The organism is Paenibacillus pseudetheri (assembly GCF_924513355.1).
GTDB classification, from domain to species: Bacteria; Bacillota; Bacilli; order Paenibacillales; family Paenibacillaceae; genus Paenibacillus_AQ; species Paenibacillus_AQ pseudetheri.
This window is the reverse complement of the sequence record NZ_CAKMAB010000069.1, coordinates 1-19,969: the sequence shown is the minus strand read 5'-3', so window position 1 is coordinate 19,969 and position 19,969 is coordinate 1. Positions and strand designations below refer to the sequence as shown.

The 19,969-nt window shown below is 39.7% G+C and carries 15 protein-coding genes and 1 pseudogene; 3 read left to right on the top strand and 13 right to left on the bottom strand.

The window, feature by feature from the left end; translation table 11 throughout:
* Positions 1-178: 178 nt before the first annotated feature.
* The 7 genes from L1028_RS30295 to L1028_RS30265 all read right to left on the bottom strand — a co-directional run bounded on the left by L1028_RS30295 (position 179) and on the right by L1028_RS30265 (position 9,501).
* On the bottom strand, positions 179-1,039 hold the full coding sequence (locus L1028_RS30295; RefSeq protein WP_234541858.1) for a hypothetical protein: 861 nt from the start codon (positions 1,037-1,039) through the stop codon (positions 179-181).
* Positions 1,032-1,610, bottom strand: a complete 579-nt coding sequence (locus L1028_RS30290; RefSeq protein ID WP_234541857.1) for a sigma-70 family RNA polymerase sigma factor — start codon at positions 1,608-1,610, stop codon at positions 1,032-1,034. The genes L1028_RS30295 and L1028_RS30290 overlap by 8 nt, the downstream gene beginning before the upstream one ends.
* Positions 1,611-1,959: 349 nt before the next feature.
* Positions 1,960-4,374 carry a restriction endonuclease-like protein gene (locus tag L1028_RS30285; RefSeq protein WP_234541855.1) on the bottom strand — a complete coding sequence of 805 codons (2,415 nt, stop codon included), beginning with the start codon at positions 4,372-4,374 and terminating at the stop codon, positions 1,960-1,962.
* The gene (locus L1028_RS30280; RefSeq protein WP_234541853.1) at positions 4,346-6,538 is read right to left on the bottom strand and encodes an McrB family protein; all 2,193 of its coding nucleotides are present in this window, start codon (positions 6,536-6,538) and stop codon (positions 4,346-4,348) included. The genes L1028_RS30285 and L1028_RS30280 overlap by 29 nt, the downstream gene beginning before the upstream one ends.
* 46 nt (positions 6,539-6,584) lie before the next feature.
* Complete coding sequence (locus tag L1028_RS30275) at positions 6,585-7,271, bottom strand: nuclease-related domain-containing protein (RefSeq protein ID WP_234541852.1); 687 nt, start codon at positions 7,269-7,271, stop codon at positions 6,585-6,587.
* A 166-nt stretch (positions 7,272-7,437) separates the two neighbouring features.
* Positions 7,438-8,865 carry a transposase gene (locus L1028_RS30270; RefSeq protein ID WP_234541851.1) on the bottom strand — a complete coding sequence of 476 codons (1,428 nt, stop codon included), beginning with the start codon at positions 8,863-8,865 and terminating at the stop codon, positions 7,438-7,440.
* Between the two features lie 180 nt (positions 8,866-9,045).
* Positions 9,046-9,501, bottom strand: coding sequence for a hypothetical protein (locus L1028_RS30265; protein ID WP_234541850.1), 456 nt, complete (start codon positions 9,499-9,501; stop codon positions 9,046-9,048).
* A 110-nt stretch (positions 9,502-9,611) separates the two neighbouring features.
* Here L1028_RS30265 and L1028_RS31830 point away from each other — a divergent pair.
* A pseudogene (locus tag L1028_RS31830) lies at positions 9,612-10,693 on the top strand (IS630 family transposase).
* A gap of 51 nt (positions 10,694-10,744) precedes the next feature.
* Here the strand turns inward: L1028_RS31830 and L1028_RS30245 are convergent.
* Positions 10,745-11,281, bottom strand: a complete 537-nt coding sequence (locus tag L1028_RS30245) for a hypothetical protein (protein ID WP_234541847.1) — start codon at positions 11,279-11,281, stop codon at positions 10,745-10,747.
* A gap of 856 nt (positions 11,282-12,137) precedes the next feature.
* On the bottom strand, positions 12,138-12,635 hold the full coding sequence (locus L1028_RS30240; RefSeq protein ID WP_234541845.1) for a hypothetical protein: 498 nt from the start codon (positions 12,633-12,635) through the stop codon (positions 12,138-12,140).
* Between the two features lie 150 nt (positions 12,636-12,785).
* Here L1028_RS30240 and L1028_RS30235 point away from each other — a divergent pair, with 150 nt between their 5' ends.
* Positions 12,786-13,034 carry a helix-turn-helix domain-containing protein gene (locus L1028_RS30235; protein WP_234541844.1) on the top strand — a complete coding sequence of 83 codons (249 nt, stop codon included), beginning with the start codon at positions 12,786-12,788 and terminating at the stop codon, positions 13,032-13,034.
* Between the two features lie 195 nt (positions 13,035-13,229).
* Here L1028_RS30235 and L1028_RS30230 read toward each other — a convergent pair whose 3' ends face one another.
* The 4 genes from L1028_RS30230 to L1028_RS30215 are packed head-to-tail and all read right to left on the bottom strand — an operon-like array spanning position 13,230 to position 18,667.
* Positions 13,230-14,180 (bottom strand): hypothetical protein, encoded by a 951-nt coding sequence (locus tag L1028_RS30230; RefSeq protein WP_234541843.1) that lies wholly within the window; start codon positions 14,178-14,180, stop codon positions 13,230-13,232.
* Positions 14,181-14,190: 10 nt separating this feature from the next.
* Positions 14,191-16,152 carry a hypothetical protein gene (locus tag L1028_RS30225; protein WP_234541842.1) on the bottom strand — a complete coding sequence of 654 codons (1,962 nt, stop codon included), beginning with the start codon at positions 16,150-16,152 and terminating at the stop codon, positions 14,191-14,193.
* A 14-nt stretch (positions 16,153-16,166) separates the two neighbouring features.
* Positions 16,167-17,816 (bottom strand): hypothetical protein, encoded by a 1,650-nt coding sequence (locus L1028_RS30220; protein ID WP_234541841.1) that lies wholly within the window; start codon positions 17,814-17,816, stop codon positions 16,167-16,169.
* Positions 17,817-17,851: 35 nt separating this feature from the next.
* Complete coding sequence (locus L1028_RS30215) at positions 17,852-18,667, bottom strand: SIR2 family NAD-dependent protein deacylase (protein WP_234541840.1); 816 nt, start codon at positions 18,665-18,667, stop codon at positions 17,852-17,854.
* A gap of 143 nt (positions 18,668-18,810) precedes the next feature.
* On the opposite strand from L1028_RS30215, the gene L1028_RS30210 reads away from it, so the two are divergent.
* Positions 18,811-19,620 (top strand): DNA adenine methylase, encoded by an 810-nt coding sequence (locus tag L1028_RS30210; RefSeq protein ID WP_234541839.1) that lies wholly within the window; start codon positions 18,811-18,813, stop codon positions 19,618-19,620.
* Positions 19,621-19,969 lie beyond the last annotated feature (349 nt).

The following is a 19,969-nucleotide window of genomic DNA, read 5'->3' as shown; positions in this document are numbered from 1 at the left end:
CGACATGTAATTTTACTTTTAAAGAGGCTGGACTTCTTTTAGACATTAGAAAAACTCCCATCATTGTAGCAGTAGAAATTTTTGTTTTTTCTACTGTCTACTATGATGGGAGCATATCAAATCCCCTCGCGTCTTCCTTAAGTGTATCTATGGGCATCTCTACCCTAAGTAGACCATCTTATTTTGAATCTACAACCGGAACCGAAGCTGGAGCTGCAACTCCCCCTTCATTCTTCTGCAAATTCTCTTTCACTTCTTCAGTCCCTAAGGACTGTACAGGAGCGCCGATGCTAAAACTGCCGATGATCTTCCCAAGTGTAGCTTGGTCAAAGTCTTCTTGAGCGTAAAGTTCAACGGTATAGCCATCTTTTTCCCAAATCACAATTCCATTTGCAAAATAAACCTTAGTTCCGTTGATTACTTCTGTCTTCACTTCTTCTGTAGTGCTGATCCCATTGTCGCCGCCCTTGGAGATTAGGAAATTAACAGCTTTATCCCCGGAGTTATACTGCACTTCAACCATGCTGGTCCCCTGAAGAACCACATTCACAAACGCATAGTCTGCCATCCAGGTGGGTGCCGGGAAGTTCATTCCAAGCTCCGCACGTGCTTCATCCAGGCTCAACTTAGCTGCAACCGGCAATTCAATGGCAACATTCTCCCCGCCTTTACCCTCTTCAGATGGAGTCATGGACTGTGCAGCCGAAGGGATTTCCTTATCGTATTGCGTGATTTCGAGATTTCCCACTTCAAACTTTGCCATGATCGATTGGAACATTTCCTGTGCATAGGAGGTTGCAGAGAATGCTCCACCCAGACAAATGACTGCACTACCAATCACTATTGCATTTCTCCAGCTGCTTTTTTTCATCCTTATCCCGTCCTTTTTCTCTGATTTGGGTTCAAGAGCTCCGTGGTCCAGCTTGTATACTAAACGGTTATAAATTCTTTCCTTGGCGGCAGTGTTATCCTGTTCAACATTCTCAAGCAGCTCTATGGTTTTGCTGAATTTTGTGAGATCATCATTTTTTTTATTCATGGTTGAATCCTCCTGCTTTTAAGGAAATATGCAGTTTCTTCAGACTTCTATGCAAAACGACACCAATATTGGACTCACTGACTCCCATGATCTGTGCGACTTCGGAATTTTTCAGCCCAGCCCCATATTTCATTGCAATGATATTACGTTCCTTCTCACGCAGCTTGGAGAGCGCCTTGAACAGTGCTTGATTATTATCCTCACGAATCGCCAATTCCTCCGGAGACGGCTTGGGAAATATGAGCTCCAGCAAAGAATCTAGTGAGGTGTAGCTTCTTTTCTTCTGCCCCCGGAAGTAATCCGTCACAGCGTTCCTTACAATGGCAAACAGCCAAACCTCAAAATTCGATTTTTCTTCTGAAAAGCTGTAATACTTGCACATCACCGTCTCAAACACCTGACTGCAAATGTCCTCCGACACGTGGTGGTTATTAATACGATAACTAATATATTTGTAAACACGTTTGTAGTACGTATCGTACATCCGGGTAAATTCCTCTTTTGACATCATGGTATCACGTGATCTTTCGATATTCTTGTAACGGTCCGCAGTACCCTGGATAACTTCCATCTTCACCCTCCTTCCACCTCACCTTCATCGAAAAGCTAAACAAATTGCGCAATTTGTTGTGAAGAAACTTACATAAGTTAATACGTAGAAAAGCCCAAACCATTAACAAATGTTTTGATTATTGTGGGATGGTGGGAAACGGGTGAAAGATCACAGTCTGCGAAAGCGGCGATACTTGAGTTGCGGGGTGGATATATGTGTGGGGCAAACTGTTATCATAACATGTTCATTCCAAGTACCGTCTATTAACAGGATGTTTTGTATTTGCCCAATTTAAAAATCCTGCCATTATCCAGCGGGATGCTTGATAGATTAGCAGGACAATAACCTTACTTCATTTTCACTAACTTTAAATATTCCGAACTTCCACAACCTTCCCTAAATCCACAAACTGCTCATGATCCACCTTCACCTTCACTCTGCCCTTTCGGCGCTTCTCACGCCATTCACGAAGATCTTCCTCCGTTTCTAAGCGAAGCTCCGCGATTTCTAGCGCTCGGTCTAGGACATATTTGCTTGTATAAAGGACTGTATTTATTCCCTGTCCCCCTAAAGCAATGTGAGGCTTTAAAGGTATCCATTCCTCGACTGTAAATCTAACATAATCTCTCTCTTCCTTATGAGGCTCAGGGACAATCTCCTTTATTTCCTTCCGTTTCACCACTTCCCAATCTACCACTTTACCCACCCAATGAATCCCTGTCTTTGCAGGATCGAAGAATTTCCTTCTCGATTGGCACATGGCTACATATTCGATTTGGGTTATTATCTTCTGGCTTGCAAGGTTCTTCAAAGGTACATGGTAAAAAGAATGCTGCCTCGCCACCTCGACTTGTTTGGGTCCCCGGACAGAACCAACAAGCACATTTTTGCCCGCCAGCTGGTTGGCATAGTATTCTTTCGTCCCGCGTGGACGGGTGGAACGCTCGTATGCTTTTTCCGGACTATCCTGAATAATCTCATCCAAGAATTTCTCTACCAGGCTTGTAGAATTCGGTAGGAACGGCAAAGCGCCAATATTCAATAGCTCGATGCTTTTGTAGAACTGGTGTGTCTTATACCGCTCCTCATCCGGATAGGGAAATAACACATAGGCACCGAACATGCTTCGTTCGTATTCCCCCGAGTCTTTCTCCTGATACACTATGGCGTCCCGGTAACGGTGCATCGTGTTGATGTCATCCTCTTCAGGTCCAGGTTGTCCATATTTCTGATGATAGGAAGTCAACTCATAAGCAGGATTTAACCGGTACTTTGCATCGAAGACATACTTATACTCTTTGATTTTGCCAGCATCCTTCTTCTTGAGTGTCAGTACATTATCCGGACGCTGATTGAGTGTCGGTGTCTTATCCGAGCCAGGAATCGTATTATAATACAGGATGAACTGCTCCCCGTTAACTGGATTCTCGTACACCATCTTAGCGCTCTGCGAGCGGTCAAGCGTAACAAAAATACCGTTCCGATTCACCTTAATAATATCCTGCTTCACCAGTTTATACTTCTGCCCCAGGAGCTGATTCAACTTGAGGAAGCACCAGTATTCATAGAGCTGCGCGACATCCTTCATAGATAGGCGCAGCAGGTCGCCTTGGATCGACAAGCCTTTGAGCAGCATGAGATAACAGCGATAGACTTCGCGGTAGCCAGGGGCCATTTGCAGCACCAGCGTAACGGACATCTGCCTCAGTACTCCAACCTCACGCAAAAAATCCATCTTGAGCACCCGCTCTAGTTGAGTGAGCATGGTGTCTAACCTTTTTATAAGTAATGGATCTGGGGTTCGGTTTTTTATCTTCCAGCGACTCTTGAGCTCTTTCAGCTTTCCATGAATGCGTTCCAGCATCCAGCGGATGAACCGGTTCTCATTAGTATCGTAGGCGAGGCGTCTTCGTGTCTCCATTAAATGTGTGGCTGTGTAATTTCGGCTGCCGATGCTCAAGAATCCATGGTTCATGTCTTCTCTTAATCGTTCAGGATGCTTCGCGAGCTCGCGGATGTTCTCTCTTCCTGCCTTTTTGACCCGATTGGCATCTACTAGTCGGCAGTCCTGAAGCAGAGCGTAATTGGGATTCTTGTTAATCCGCTCAACGGCATCCAAGAGCTGTCTAAACACATGCTGAAGTATGGTGAAAAACTCCGTCAGGCTCTGATGCTGCGTCTCCCGCAAGCCTGTTAGTTGGTAGGTTTTGCGCAAAAAATCAAAAGCCAAGTTATAAATCTGCTCATTCACTTCATTTAAAATATTCTGGTAATCCAGCTTGTAATCCATTTTAGAGGGGAAGATCTCCATCTCTACCCGCAGCAAAGCCTGTCCTGAACTGCGGATCTCCCATTCCGTCAAACCGACCTCATTCCCAAAGTTCAGCACACCCGCAAGAATAGACTCACCTAGGGGCTTAATTGCCTGCCGAAGTAGCACATTTTCATGATAAAAAGAGAGGTTAGCAGCGGTCTTCCTCTGGATCACCAGCTCATACGACTGTGTCTCATAAAAACAAGGAAAAACAGACTCCCCCGGCTGCCAGTCCACCATCCCGTGAGCTTCAGGAGAAAACACTTTAATCTTAACATTACCAAGCCGTTCGGAGCATGTAATCCCAAACTGAGCATTTACCCACTCCTGACTAGAAGAACGATGAAGCTGCAAGGTCTCCACAGTAGGATGATATGGCCGTCCTTGCAGAAAAAGCGTAAAAAGCTCCGTTTCTACACGGAGCAATTCTACCGCCTGATTAAGAAAGCCAGTATGAGGTGAATCCATCTTCCTCCAGCCTCCTAAGCATAAAAGCCAATTTACGCGCACTTTGTGGATGTTTGGCTGTAGGGAGAGTTTGTCCAGCAGCCCATTTCAGGTAGAGTGGAGAAGCATCATTGTCCATAAGATCTTCAATATTTACCGTCACACCAGATCCGGTACCAAGAGCCCCTTTCATCAATTTCAATAATACCCGGCGAACCGAAGAATGACTTCCTTGAATACGTGGTAGTATCTTTTGCAGCAGTTGCCAGTCAAAAGCTTCTTCCTCACTCATCAGCTTGTACCGTTCGTTATAGATCATATAGAAGCAAATCGCATCCCGTACCCGAAAGCCCACATGAGCGTGGATGTCCTCAAGTAAAGCATTGATCTTAACCAATCTCTCTGTCGTCCGGACAACGAGTTCTTTATTGGTATCATAGGCATCCACTAGCTGCAAATAATCGGAGCGCAGAAAAAGATGATTTAGTTCGGCAGCGTCAGAGTTATCATTGGTCTCTACCTGCTCATTGAAATCCGGATACTGTTGCAGATTAATGTAATTAAATTCTAGTGTGTTGGCTCGGTCCAGTACCTTTTTGCTAAAAGGATGTGTCGTTTCGTCCATGTTCACAGTCCCGATTAAGAACACATTCTCCGGGATACCAAGGCTGCCAAACTTCACTTGATCCTCAGACGTATCCAGCATGGTAGAAGATATGAGATCCTGTGTCTGGATCTTTCCCTCCTGCCAGTCCTGTGTTTCCAGCACACTTAGCAGGTCACTGAAATAATGCTCTACCCGCGCCAGATTCATCTCATCCATGCAGATAAAATAAGGCTTATGCTGATTCTCCAGTTTCCGTGCCTCTACTAATACTTCCGTGAGCGGACCCGGTTTGAACCTGCCCGAAAGATCCTTGTATCCCAACAGATCCGCAGGATCACTCCAATCTGGACGCACTGGGATCAAGGTAAACTGGCCGTTATTTCCCGTTGCACCAAGAGCCTCTGCAAACAGCTTCACCAACCGAGTCTTCCCTGTACCCGATATCCCCGCCAGGATGACAAAAGGCTTAGTCTTTAGCGAGAGGTAAAAGTTTTCAATAAGGTGCTCAGGGAAGAAGAAACCTTTGCGACGGATGTGGGATTGGATTTGGTGGAGTAATGTTGTAATCGTAGAATCTGTCGGTGGTAAAATAGGGATCACCTCATGCGCGTTCTCCATATTGGAGGCAGCCTCATCTTGATCTAGAATGGTAAAATCAGGCCAAGTGACCTCTGCAGTTAGCGATTGAAGCACTTGAAGTCCTTGACTTGAAAAGCGAAACAGATATCCTTGATTAACTCCGCCTCCAGAATGAAGCGGACCTTGGGTTAAGTTCACTTGCATAATTTGCTGATTAAACTGTTGTAGCATAATGGGTGGGGTGAGCTCCACATACTCTGTTCGAACCAAACGACCATCCTCTTGCCAGTTCGTATTGGCCATAGAGCCTGGTTTGGGTGCTTCCACCGCCGCCTCTGTTACCTGGCTTACATAACGAATAGCTTTATTTGAATAATGGAGGATGATATCTCCTTGTTTAACTTCCTTCATCGTCTCCCAATGATATAGCTTTCGGCCTTGCGAATTCAGTAAGGGCGCCCACAGAATCCCCTCTTCCTTCTCCGCTTGAATAGTCGTCCCCTGATTCACCCACCAAACATTAGGCTTCGACTTAAACGGTATAAACTCTAAACGGTATTCGAAAGGAACTCCTGTGGCAAAGAAATCTATGTATTCAGCTTGATCTTCAGGAACAACAACCTGAGGTCTCTTCGCATCATCTGCTTGTTGGTTCGTTCTCTCTTGCATAATGTAGGAATAGGAATGCGAGAAGGTTTCAATTAACAAATTCTTCAACGTTTGATTTCCGTTATAACGGAGTTGAAGAGCTTCCCGACCAGCAGATACTTGATCAATTTTAAATAATGTGGCTTCATAGTTCCGATCTTCATGGACCAGCTTAACTTTTCGCCCTTCACCTAAACTAGGCTGTTGACCTTGATTAGCTTCCAAAAAATCCGGATGAAACTCAACAGGAATATGAGTACCGTCACGAAAAATGGAAAAGTCAACCTTTTTCCGACCGATTAAGTTAGGGATCTCTGTATCCTTCCACCAGCTTCGTAGTTGTTTGATCATTTATGTTAACTCCCTTAGTACAATGATAGGTAACTCACAGGTATTTCTAGTTCTTCCCCTTTATTCTCTGTACATGAAGCTTGCGAATCTCCGCATCGGTTATATTGGCCTGAAGCAAATGCTCATAAATCGTTTGTATTTCCGCCGTAGAGATAGAAGGTTCAGGAGTTCCTGTTTTTAAACTGATCAGCTTCCTAGAGATAAACTCACTTAGTTCCACATCATAGACAACCAGTTCGTCCGAGTGGATTTTCCGAAGATCCGGATCAATACTGAACCGACATCTCATCGTGAATGAAACCATAGAGATAAATTTCACTGCAGCTATACCTTGTATCAGGCTCTCGATGGCCTTTATATGTCCATAGTTTTGCTTCAGCGGATTATACATCTTGTAACGATTGCTCACTGACCATTGTTGATCCGTTCGCCCACCTTTAATTTCTCCATTGTAGTTTTTCGTCTCAATGACAAATAAGCAATACGGGGAAATAACAACATGATCAATCTGAGTGTAGCCTGTTCGAGACTTGGGATTAGAGAGCATTAGATCGCTTAACGATTTACACTCCTTAGGTAGTTGATCAAGTTGGATATTGATTTTATGTTCGCCTAGCTCTCCAATTCGTGTGGAAGCAACCTTTGGTCTCGACTTGGAAGCTTGTGCACTTCGCACAGGCTGTGGTGGCTTAGTGTCGGATTTTTTAAAGAGAGACAATAGCGCTTTAAACATAGCAAAACCTCGTCTGATCTAGATTTACAATATGTATGGTTATTCGACAATATGGGAAGATATCCCTTTATTAAAGTCATGAATGGAGGTCTGCCCTCTTTTTGGATGAACAGCATCTAAAAAAACAAAAATTCCAAATATCTGGACAGTAAAAAGTTCTAAACTTCTAAGAAGCCAGCGAATCCTCGTCAATATTGGATGTATTCTGCTTGGATTTAATTATCTTCGTTATGGATAAGTGAGGATTTTGAACAAACAGCCGAAAAATAGACTTGCGTAAATAAGCGGCAACGGTAGCCTCGGACACCACGGCATGGGAAGGCGTACGCAAATAGCGGAAAAACAACGCTGGCGTCCGGCTTGAAAAGCGCAAGGCGATCAATTGCAGCAGTCCCATCGCGATGCACTGGCACATAACAAAACCTTCGATCGCTTGAATCGTTTGTTCAATCCGGCGCCGATCCTGTTCGTCTTGTACTGCTTCGAGCGGGTGGGCTTCCTCTTTCTTCAGAAAGCGGTTCAGCTTCGGCATGGACTTGCTCCAGAAACGGTAGCCGAAAGCTCCGATGACCTGTTTCATTTCCCGGAACGTACACTCGATTTTGAAGCGATAACCGTACAAGCGAATGATATCTGTAGCCGAAAGCGTGAGATCCGTACTGGCCAGAATGGAGTAGCGGCCCTGATGAATCACCAGCACAAAACGCAATTCCTGATACCAACCCTGCCCCCAAAGCAGATCCAGACAGAGAAATTCAACCGTCTCTTCCTTACCGTACAGGGGAACGATGGCGGTTTGAAAATCGGCAGCACGAGTCGAGAAGAGTTCCTTCAGTTTGACCGATTCACCTTTTTTCGGGGGGCGGCCCCGTCCGGGTTTCTTGGCAGGAGGGCGTTCGTAGGCCACCACATTGGACTTGGCTTTCGTCACTAGATGCATCCGGGCTTCGGAACCTGAATGGCACGCTTGCAGCCGCTGTAAGGCTGGAACCGATAAGAAATACCGATCCAAGAGCAGCAACGCTTGGCCGAAGCCCTTCGCGGCCTCAAAGCCTTGTTCGATCATCTGAACGACATGGGAGGGCCTCTCTGGCTCAGCGTCTGTTTGCTTCCAGCCCAGGATGGTTTGGATGCCGTCTTGCAGATTCATGAACAAGGGCAAACAGAACCATTTTCGGGAATCACCAACCAGAATGCCGATGGCTCCAAACAGATGGCCGAAAATATATTCGCCCTTGGAGACGTTTTCGGATTCCTGGTGAAGCTTCTTGACGCCGGGCATCCGGCGACCTTCCTTGGCCTCTTTCATCCCGTCGCCGACAAGGACGACACGATCCTGAATCACCAGCAGAGGCGCAGACCGTCGAACGACCTGAAGCCACATCTGCCGTAAAGAGGGCAGAGACCAGGCGGAAGAACGGAAGAAGTGAAGGAGCGTTTCATAACAGCGGCCACTCAGGGAGAGATCCCGAATGACCGAAGTTACACCGAGATGGTCGGAGCGCAGCATAAAGCCAACGACGATAACGACAAACCACTCGAACGTGGCTTGTCTGGAGAAACAAGAACGGAAGGGCAGTAAAAGTTCATTCAAAGTTTTGAGCATAGGTATGGTCAATCGCTCGGAAATGGGGTAAACTGCTTGTTGTAACCCATTTGGCGATTATTCCTTTCTTGTGAGAATTAAAGGATACCATAATTCGCTCGATTGGGTTATTTTTCTATGCGACAATTTTTCGACAAGAACTTTTGACCGTCAAGTACATAATTAGAATCATTTATTTAAATTTTGATGAATTTGCTTAGCCTGATCGTAATTTGTTGCAGGAGAACTGATGATTAATGTATTTTTAGGATCATATTGGATATTAAGGGAATCACTGAGTTCCTTGTTTAATAATACGCTATATTGATGGCTTTTATTATCATAGAAAATCCGTCCTAAAATCGTCTTTTCTTTTCCATTATATGAATTTAAATTTAACCCGGGAACAAATAGTACGGTGGAATAATTAATGTTGCCAATTTTCATTGATCCTCGAAAACCATTATCTTTATGATTAAAATCACCCATTAGTTCTACATTGATTTTTTCGGAAGTACGACCATCAAGACTATATATATAAGCAGGAGAAGTAATATTAATTTTATCGCTTATTGTCCAGCCCCCAAAAATAAAATATAGTACTATAGCAATTACGATAAAACCTAATAAAAAATACTTCTTCATCAAACCCCTCCTCGTATACTATATAAGTTTAACTAAAGATTCTCGAATCATGGAATGGATTACCGTTTCATACGTCGAATAGATAAGGAGAACAAACGAGACGAGTGAAGATTATGGAAATCCAATCAGTAGAGATCAACAGGAATGGAAAAGCGGTTGAGGCAAGAGGAAAATCGCCAATATATGAACGTTATCAGACGATTTATTTGCATGCGGTAAAACAAATGTCGGTGTTCGAAATTGCAGAGATCATTCTTAGAAATCCTGTAACGGTAAGCACTTACATCAAATCCTATCAAAATAAAGGGTTGGATGGTTTGGTTATGGGTGTCTCTACAGGAGCACCTGAGCAGTTAACCACAACTCAAGCAGATTATCATCACGAATCTTCCGCATAAAGTTGGCTTTCCTTCTAAGCACAATTGGACACTAGCTCTAGCTGCTGTTTATGCGAAGCGTGAGTTCGAACGATGCTACACCATTGCCGGCATGGCCAAACTGTTGCACCGACTGGACATACGATATACCAAACCAACGTACACGCTGGAAGCCGCTGATGAAGCCAAGCAAAAGAGGCTTGTCGACGAACAATTTCCCCAGTTAAAAAAGACTGATGAATGACGAGATCCATCACTTATTGTTTGAAGACGAAAGCATGATCCGGGATTATCAAGCCTTGCAGCACACTTGGTTCGAGAAAGGCAAGCAACGAATGATTTCCACCACAAGGAAACATTGCGGCGTGAAACTGCTGGCGACGGTCGACGGTCGATTACGTAACGGGTGAAGTGGTATGGCAAGAAGATGAGCAGTACAAAGCTGAAACGTTTTTAGCTTTTCTGAATGCTGTTCTTGACCACTACCCTACAATCAAGATCGTGATGGTGCTGGACAATGCCCGCATTCATCATGCAAAATTACTGGAACCTTTTCTGCAAGAACAGAAAGATCGGTTGGAATTTGCCTTTTTGCCTCCCTATAGCCCCTAATTTAATATTGTGGAAGGACTTTGGAAATGGCTGAAATCCGATGTAATCAATAATGTGTTTTATCATACGTTAGTTGATATTCGCAAGAATGTGAAGGTCTTTATGGATGAGATTTCTAAAAAAAATGGGCCATCATTGACCGTCTATGCGTCCGCATGGAATCTTCCTTCAAGAAACTCACTGAGTCTAAAATCCTTAGTTGAACTTATATAGAAAAAAAGGACAGAGTCTTGTTGCTCTGTCCTTTTAAGAATTTAAAATGGTAAGGAAACACTTGGTACCCATACAAGAGTACCAGGAACATAACTATAAAACAATGGGGAAGTTGTATTTTTACCTAAAGAAGTTAAACTTGCATCAGAATTATAAAAATTAGGTGCGGCTTGTCCCGATACAAGTCCTATAGATTTAGATTCTGATGTGGTTCTAACATTGCCTTTCCAGCTAACGGAGTAAACAGAAGCATAGGTGTTCTTTTTCTGTGTTGTAAGCATTGGCGCCCAAATGTATTGGAATCCATTCCATTGATAAACTTCAACAATCTTTTGAGTGATAGCACCATCATGTATGATAGTTACAGATGTATTATTATAACTTTGATATTCATTAGGACTAATGAAAAAACCCATGGTTGTCATAAATGTCCCGACATACGGATGACTTAAGGCCAATCCAATCTCTACCAATTTATTAACCATATTGGTTAGTTCTCCACTACTAGTTGAGTAAGTGAATGCTTGGGTATACAAAACATTTGTAACTAGTCTAGCATCACCTGGTGAAGTAGCCATAGTACTAAAATTATTTTTATTCTCAATAATTTTACCTGACGAATCTAATCTATGAACCTCACTTACATTAATATGGAATATATGATATATCTTAATAGTGAAGATTTCTTGTCGAAATTCGTAGCATAGAAAAACAAACCAATCAGGCGATTGTATGGTATCCTTTGGTTCTTAACACCAGAAAGGAGATCCAATCGCTGAATGGGTTACAACAAGCCGTTCACCCTATTTCCGAGCGATTGATCATACCTAAGCTCAAACCCTCATCATTCGCTTGTACGGCTATCGCTTCAAGATCGGGTGCACGTTTCGGGAAATTAAGCAGGTCATCGGCGCCTTAGGCTACCGCTTCTGGAGCAAGTCCATGCCGAAGCTGAACCGGTTTCTGAAAAAAGAGGAAGTCCACCCGTTCGAAGCGGTAACGAACGAACAAGACCGGCATCGGGATTCAGCGGACGCTCCAGGCGATCGAGGGATTCGTGATGTGCCAGTGCATCGCGATGGGACTCCTTCAGTGGGTCGCCTTGCGTTTTCCAGGCCGGCCGCCGGGGCAGTTTTTCCGCTATCTCCCATGTGGTGTCCGAGGCCACTATTGCCGTTTATTCACGCAAGTCTATTTTTCGCCTGTTTGCTCAAAACCCGCATTTACCTATAACGAAAATAATTAAATCCAAGCAGGATACGTCCCATTTTGACGAGGATTCGCTGGCTTCTTAGTGGTGCAGAACTTTTGACTGTCCAGCAAATATATATACAAGAAAAAAGACTGTCGCATTGACAGCCCGAAGATAAGATATGTGTATATCCCCTTTGGTTCAGATACCTATGTGCTTCTCCGCTACCCACAGGGCATGTCTTAGTCCGAGAGAACTGAATGGGCAGTAAAGGCATTTGCAAGCTGCATGCCATCCTTTAGTCCTTGAAGATATAGACGTTCATAAAGAACGGCTTGCTTCGATTGAAGCTTATCCTCCCATTGCTCAAACTCTGGCATACGTGCAATGTCCACGGAGTCAAACAACGCTTGAAAAGCTTTGCGCTCTTCTTCAAAAACATGCCTAGGCTCGGATTGATGTTCAATCTGTGCGGTCACCTCATCCAATCGACCTTGAATCGTCTGTAAAAACCATGCCGGAAAGCCCACCACATCCCCTCCAAGACAAAAGTTCAAACGAAATGACGCTGTATGTCCTCCTTTTTCTTGATACATACGATTAATGAGTTCGTCCACCTTACGGCTCTGGGCCTGAACCGCTTCATTACTGCTTAACGGAATTCCCTGCTCCAGTGATTTCTGTCCGAGTACATTCAGCTTTCGCTTTTCCTCCTCATATTTGTGCTTCAGATGTTGCATTGCACCCCACCTTCCTGGAAAAGCTATGTCTGTAGACGATGTGCAGAGATTTTAATGCGTTTATCGGTTTATTTTATTTTAATTCGATATTCGCATTAAAACAATACTTACCTCGCATACAATTTAGTTAAATTGTGAGGTGACACGGAAATGAGACATCGCAAAGAGCCCCCAGGTGACAAAAACATCATCGGGACCCGAGTTATAGCTATTCGAAAAGTTAAGCGAATGAAGCAAAAGGATTTCCTCGCCAGGTTGCAAACCTTCGGCTTAGACATCAGCCCAACCAGTCTATCAAGATTGGAGGGTCAATATAGGCTTGTGCAGGATTATGAGGTGGTTGCAATAGCGAAAGCGTTGGATGTTTCTGTTGGGGAGTTGTTGGGGGAGAGTGAATAGCACATCTTATGGTAATAAGACAATCAACTAAACAATTCCCCATGAAATGATTTATTTAAGATCTTCCATGTCAAAAAAAGCAGCCCATTCATGGAATAGGCCACCCCTAATAAAATCTCATTGTCATTCTTTAAGATTACACTGAATGTTTAGCCTAATGCATTTGCTCAATAATAAATTGTTCATAAAGTTTTCTTACCGTGCCTCAAAATCATTAAGGTCCTTGACTACAATGTGTAAATCCACTAATTGATTAAATTTGTTTGTTCCAGAAAAAATGTCTTTCTGAATATAAGGTTCTATGGGATTATTTATCATGTAATTTTCAATTATATTAGTTAAATTCACCATCACTCTTTCTTTAGCAATATCCTTCGAAAGAAGTTTTGTCAGTTCACTGATTATGCCCTTTAATATTACCAGGTTTGCCCCATTGGGTTCATTTTTATTTATTTCAAACCATATTCTTCGATCTTCCCTAAAAAAAATCCCAGGGAAAGCTTTCGCTAGTCTTCCGTTCTTTCCATTCCTTCCTATAACATTTCTAAATTCTTTCTCATCTTTAATTATTATTTCTTGCTCATCTTCACATAATTCCATAAAGATATTATTAATTTCATTTATAATAATTTTACCATGTAAATATTCGCCGTTTTGGTTGGTTAATAATTGAAATGAATTAGAGTATGAGTCTGCTCCATTAAGCAGCAAGAATAATGATAAAATAGCCTCTTGTGGACTAATATCTATTGAAAATACAGTCTCACATTTACGCTTGATTACTTCAGCAGAACTTTTCATCAGGTTATCCTTTGCAATTTTCAAAGCAGTATAATGATCGAGCGTTTGTTCTTTTAGCATAATATTTAGGTAGAGCAACCCATATTCTGTAATTACAACATATGAATCAGAATTATTAACTTCAACTATTATATGACTTTTAATTAACTCATCATAATCGGCGGAGTCGTAAGATTCATCCATCTTTATCATCTTCCTCAAACCACTAACGCTGATCCTACGCTTAGTATATGTATTAATATTTTTAGTAATACTTTTTTCGTCACTCCAGGGTAGAGGGTCAAGTCTAAACAAATGTTCGTTACAACGATCATATATATCCAGAAGCAAATTTATATTCATCATTTCCTCCTACCTATTCTATACATTCTAACTTAGCTTGTTCATCTTCTGACACTTCAACAAACACCCCGAAGCTGAACTTAGAAATACTGGATAATGTTTTATAAACTTCTTTGGCTAATTTATCAGATACGTCTCCCCATTCATCAACTAAAAGCACAGTTCCATACATGGAGCTGTTATCTGATGATGCCAAGCTTCTAACTGTCATAGCAGAGTCTATCCCTCCACTTAAACCATATCTGGCACTTATTTTATCACCATCTAAAGTGGTTAACATCCTTGTTTCAAATTCATAAGAACTCAGCTCTACGCTTTCAACAGAATCCTCAATTACCTTGTAATAGTATTTGCATCTTTCTCTCATTAATTCATTAAATAAATTTACTACTTTAGAGAATAGATAAGATTCTTTTGCAGTCTCTTTTATCTGGCTATCAAAATCAATTTCGTTTCCGCTTTTCAAAACAAGTAGACTTCTAACGGAGTTAAGGTCAAATAATATCGAGTTCAAGATTTCATATGGAATATATTCACTTTTACTAGACGCATTTTTTATTTCGCTTATTATATAAATATTTTCTTTAATTTTCTTTTCAATAATATTTAATAACTCTGATACTTCATATTTTATATCTAACCCTACCTTCTCGATAAGTATCTTAATACTTTTTATTTTTGAAACTAAGACTTCTGAATCATATTCTGCTTTAGGTGTATCTTTATATTTTTGATTTATAGCAAGTAGGTTTACAATTTCAGAATTAATATTCTTCAGATTTTCATCCTCGAATCTAATTTGTCGTTTCAATTCAAAATACTTCTCATAACTTTCCTTAAACTCGAAATATAAAGCTGCTTTTTTTTGCTTAATATTAAGAGCATCTAATAATATTTTTAATTCCGCAATATTATTAACGTTATGAATAGAGTCATTGTTTAGTTCTATATATAATGGGATAATGTCCGAACCATCCAAATCATCTACGGATTCAATTATTTTATCTAAGCTTCTTACAGGATCATTCCAATAGTGAGGTGATTTCACAAGTTGTTCATCGTCTATTAACTCACCTCCTAAAAGCCCTTCTATTTCTATTTTATATCGCTCAACCTTATCCAATATCATCTGAAACTTTCCTTTTAGGAATTCTATTTTTTCTTCATTAACTTTATACATATTTGATGATTCATATAAATTCAAGTCTGCAACATTAGGATATTTCTCATAAAAGTCATTCAAAATCTTACTTAATGAAGATAGTAATGTTAAATCGTTCTCATACTCTTTTAATGATTTAGAATAGATTTTTCTAGGCCTATTTGTCATAGTTTCACTTAAGATTTCCCTACTGTTCTTTATAATATAATCAAAACTTTCTTTTATACTTTCCAGTACTTCATGGTGAACTTGGGTTACAAAATCTCTACCTTTGGAAATAAATTGAACTTTAAAAAATTTCGAGGCAAATTTCTGATAGTCATTTATATCCAGTTCAAAATTATCGAATTTTTTTTTGAACTCGGTTTTATTTTTTGAAAATATTTCTATATAACCATCTTCTTTCTGGAAAGTAAGACGACCATCATCGTTTTCAATATAGAAGATAATATTAATATCTTTATTAAATAGGATTGCTTTAACTTCCTCAATTTGACTTTCTAACTTATAGTTATTTAAAAACTTTGTTTGTGTTTCCCAGTCACACCCTAAAAGAATACCAATTATTATAATGGACGTTGTTTTATATCGAGTATTTATTCCCTTCAACTCAAAAATATTTCCTTTATTGTCTACATGAAATTCGAGAGGAAACTTTAGTCCAGTCACTTTTAGGCCAAATGCTACTTTACCCTTAGAGATAATCTCTGATGGTTTTATATCTTTTAATATCTTACTAATGAAATTTCGCTCCAATCCCCTTTCTAAAGCAACATTATTAAAAAGATCAAACATTTCAAATGAGTAACTCATGTTACGTCACGTCCTTAAGCTATTTTACAAACTAATAGTTTGTCGTGGGAAGAAATACAAAGCACTCCAGATCCTACACTCAAACTTGCATGTGTTGGATTTACTGATTTATATTCAATATCTATTTTTATAGAACCACCATCTGTTATGTTCAGTACCTCACCGTTTGCGCAAATAACAGTTATAGTATTGTCACATACTATAAGATCAAGAATTTTGGATTCAAACTGAACAATATCATCTTGTTGAGCATTGACTCCCTGAAATAAGAGAGTAAGCAACTTATTCTCATAACCGAACGCAATTTTATTATTTTCTAGTATAACAATATTAGTCGTCGGTTTTACATATAAGTCATGCTTCGAAAGCAAAGTAGCATTCATGTCGAATCTCTTTATCCAATTATTTGCTGCTACAAAAAATCCGCCTTCTCCTCCGATAATACTAAAAATTTCAATCTCAGGTTCAAAGGCAATCATCTTTTTATCATCAACTGTCTTTATCATTAACATTTTCTTAGTAGCTAAAACTATGTATTCATTAATTACAACATAATCTACTATTGTGTCTAAGTGACCAAGTGACTCTCTTCTTAAAAACTCTTTTGCGCAAAGGTCATAGATATAGAATTCACCAGCAACATCAATAAAGTATGCGATGTTGTTTATAGTCTTTGGTGCAGCTGCCAATGGGCTATCTAACAATTCAACATGATCCATTTTTCCTTTTGAGTCATATATATAAATTAGAGATTCGTTACTAACAATTATTTTGTCTTTAGAAAGCACAGTATATTGGTAATCGAAAATTTCATGTTGACTATTTCGATCCAATTGATAAATTGTTGTTTTGGAGTCAGAATTAAACAACAAAAACCCCTGCCCAATAAGTACCTTATCGTTAACTGGACCATCCATATTTATTAAACTATATGATGAGAATCTCCTTGGGATCCTAAAATTAGTGTTAGATGAGTTCAGGTGGTCATGGTATACATGTTTCCAATTTGTTTTATTTCTTTCAATTATGTCCAAATTCTGCGCATTCAAGTGTCTTATGATAGGTTCATATTCTGATGTGCAATCAACGATCTCCTCCAGAACCATTCCATTATTTTGTTTTAATCTCAAACTTAAAAAACGAACTAACTTTTCAGACAAATAAAATTGATCACCGTTATACGATAGAATTTTATCAATAACATAATTATTTTCATTTAACATTACTCCTGTTAATGCAGCAATTTCATTATTAATTAGGATGGAAACAACTCTAGGATTAACTATTTCTTCTGATAAATTAGCGAATAAATATTTCACTAGTATATCGTCCTTATCATCGACAAACTTATACAGAATTCCAGCTACAAAAGAAATATTCTGAGGATTAACAGACTCCAAAAAAAGCCTAAATTTCTCAATATCAATTAGTTCAAGTTGTATTGGGATATCATCTGGATTCATTTCTTGAGCTAGTCCTCTAGTATTTGACAAAAATTCAAATATGCATTTTAGTGACAATTCAATGTTTCCTAACTTTTGATGAAAAACCCTACACAGATTTCCCTTGTCAATTTTCACACATTGAAACAACAGAGTTGCCTGAAGATTAAGCGGAAGAGTAGCAGCATTTTCAATAAGTGCCTTTACTTTAGAATCTGGCAATATAGTTTCATACCCATAATCCCCCAGATCCTTCTTTAAGGATTCAAGAGCTTTTTTTTTTTCAAGTGATCATTTAATTTTTGCAAAAAGTCCTCGGCGGTCATATCAATGTGGTTGATATGAAATTCACGTGTATAATTTCTCTCTCTGTACAAAGACCAATTTTTCGACTTAGGAACAATCCAGTAATGAGGTTTAGTAAATCCGCCTTCAGGCCTTACTCTATAAAGCATTCTTAGTATATCTATGTCAGCCATTCCAAAGCCTATAAAAACAATCGATCTTTCTGAAAAAATGGACTTTAATTTATCAAACAAACGATTGTTATCTTCAACAGTTATAAAATCCTTCGTGGTAAATACCGCCCTGCCAATTTCACTAATGCAACCATGTAATTTCAGATAGGTCTTTTCTCCACCTGTGTAAATATCATCAGATCTCTTGGCGACTTTCAAAATTTTCCCATGCTGTTCACGATATGCACGCTCCAATAGATCGTCAACATTCACTGTTAAAACACTGTCTTTAGGTTCATCTAGATCAAAGATTATATCTGCCAACAATTTGTGTGAAGACTGAATGGTTCCTTGTCCTAAATATTCTTCTAATTCTCCTCTAAATTCTGAATCATTCATAAAACTATACTCATCCGAAACATCAATCAAATTATCTGTAGAAATAGTGTTTAACGCCTCATTTTTCGTTTTTAAAAATTTCGCTAATTCTTCACCTGTGCCAAGTCCATTTCTCTTTCCATTTTGGTTATCCCATTTCCCTAAAGAAAAGCCCGCTCCTAGAAAAAAAGATATAGGTCCATTTCTATCGATTAATCTTATTACATCATCTATCATAAATTAACACCCCAGAAGTATATTATGTTTCTTTAATAATTCTACAGCATTCCATATAATCCTTCATTATTTACGTTTATGGCCAAACAACGATATTTATGTTAAAATAATAGACGGCTAATCATCCACATTGGGAGTATTATATGAAAACAAAAATAGCAATAAAATCGCCTTTAAGGTTTCCAGGTTCTAAGAGCAAGGTTATGAATCGTATACGTCCTTATTTTCTATCGCAGCATCAAGAATTTAGAGAGCCTTTTCTTGGAGGGGGCTCTATTTTTTTCGGCAAGCCACTATCGACTATAAATTGGATCAATGACAAAGACTATAAGATATATAACTTCTTTTCTGTAGTTAAAGATTCTCCAGAGCAACTATGCACTATAGTTCAAAGAACAATCCCCACTATAGAACTCTGGAAAGAATTCCGAAAATATCCTGCTACGGATAATGATAAAATATTTCAGGCTTTTCAATTTTTATTCTTTAATAGGACAAACTATTCTGGCATTTACACCGCTAATCCAATAGGAGGGTTAACGCAAGAATCAAAATACAAAATTAATTGTAGATGGAATCCAGACATGATTTGTTCCAGAATTAGACTTTGCTCCGAAAAACTACAGAACGCTAGGATAACTAATTTAGATTATTCGACATTAATTACTAAACCTGGCGATGATGTATTGCTTATACTTGATCCCCCGTATTATGTAAAAGGAAATTCACTGTATCCCGTGGGGATGACACCTAATGAACATCAATTACTTGCTGAATTGCTGATAAGCACACCTCATAAGTTTTTATTAACAATCGATGATAATGAGATAACTAGAGAAATATACAGTTCAGATAATTTTGTTTACAATCAAGAATCTTGGTACTACACCATTCACTCAAAGAAGAAGAATAACATTGGGAAAGAATTATTTATATCTAACTTTAAGATATAACTCGTAGCAGTTTAATTTTAAAATACCTTCATTTAATTATATCTAATACCGTTTTTCTTTAGGGGCTCATCTACTCAACGCTATCTCTATGACGTCTCCAAATACGAAACATTCCCATTTTTCAAATATACCAACCAATTAGTTCAAAATTGAGTTAATGGATTATGCTTTATTTAACTGCGCCTTACAACTTAATTTAGTATTTCTGTATCTACCTCAAGCTCAAAAAAAGGGGCTGTCCCAAAAGTAGTTTTTCAACGATAGAGACAGACCCTTCTCATTTTCAAAACCGCAAAAGGTCAACAGAGCAGCAATTCTCCCGTCATTGGAGAATTGCTGCTCTTTGTTT

What these genes read in the sequence shown, in the direction of transcription:
- L1028_RS30290 (WP_234541857.1), bottom strand. Translation starts at nt 1,610, where the DNA reads ATGGAAGTTATCCAGGGTACTGCGGACCGTTACAAGAATATCGAAAGA.
- L1028_RS30275 (WP_234541852.1), bottom strand. Translation starts at nt 7,271, where the DNA reads ATGTTTAAAGCGCTATTGTCTCTCTTTAAAAAATCCGACACTAAGCCA.
- L1028_RS30265 (WP_234541850.1), bottom strand. Translation starts at nt 9,501, where the DNA reads ATGAAGAAGTATTTTTTATTAGGTTTTATCGTAATTGCTATAGTACTA.
- L1028_RS30245 (WP_234541847.1), bottom strand. Translation starts at nt 11,281, where the DNA reads ATGGCTACTTCACCAGGTGATGCTAGACTAGTTACAAATGTTTTGTAT.
- L1028_RS30295 (WP_234541858.1), bottom strand. Translation starts at nt 1,039, where the DNA reads ATGAATAAAAAAAATGATGATCTCACAAAATTCAGCAAAACCATAGAG.
- L1028_RS30225 (WP_234541842.1), bottom strand. Translation starts at nt 16,152, where the DNA reads ATGAGTTACTCATTTGAAATGTTTGATCTTTTTAATAATGTTGCTTTA.
- L1028_RS30235 (WP_234541844.1), top strand. Translation starts at nt 12,786, where the DNA reads ATGAGACATCGCAAAGAGCCCCCAGGTGACAAAAACATCATCGGGACC.
- L1028_RS30230 (WP_234541843.1), bottom strand. Translation starts at nt 14,180, where the DNA reads ATGATGAATATAAATTTGCTTCTGGATATATATGATCGTTGTAACGAA.
- L1028_RS30215 (WP_234541840.1), bottom strand. Translation starts at nt 18,667, where the DNA reads ATGATAGATGATGTAATAAGATTAATCGATAGAAATGGACCTATATCT.
- L1028_RS30210 (WP_234541839.1), top strand. Translation starts at nt 18,811, where the DNA reads ATGAAAACAAAAATAGCAATAAAATCGCCTTTAAGGTTTCCAGGTTCT.
- L1028_RS30240 (WP_234541845.1), bottom strand. Translation starts at nt 12,635, where the DNA reads ATGCAACATCTGAAGCACAAATATGAGGAGGAAAAGCGAAAGCTGAAT.
- L1028_RS30280 (WP_234541853.1), bottom strand. Translation starts at nt 6,538, where the DNA reads ATGATCAAACAACTACGAAGCTGGTGGAAGGATACAGAGATCCCTAAC.
- L1028_RS30285 (WP_234541855.1), bottom strand. Translation starts at nt 4,374, where the DNA reads ATGGATTCACCTCATACTGGCTTTCTTAATCAGGCGGTAGAATTGCTC.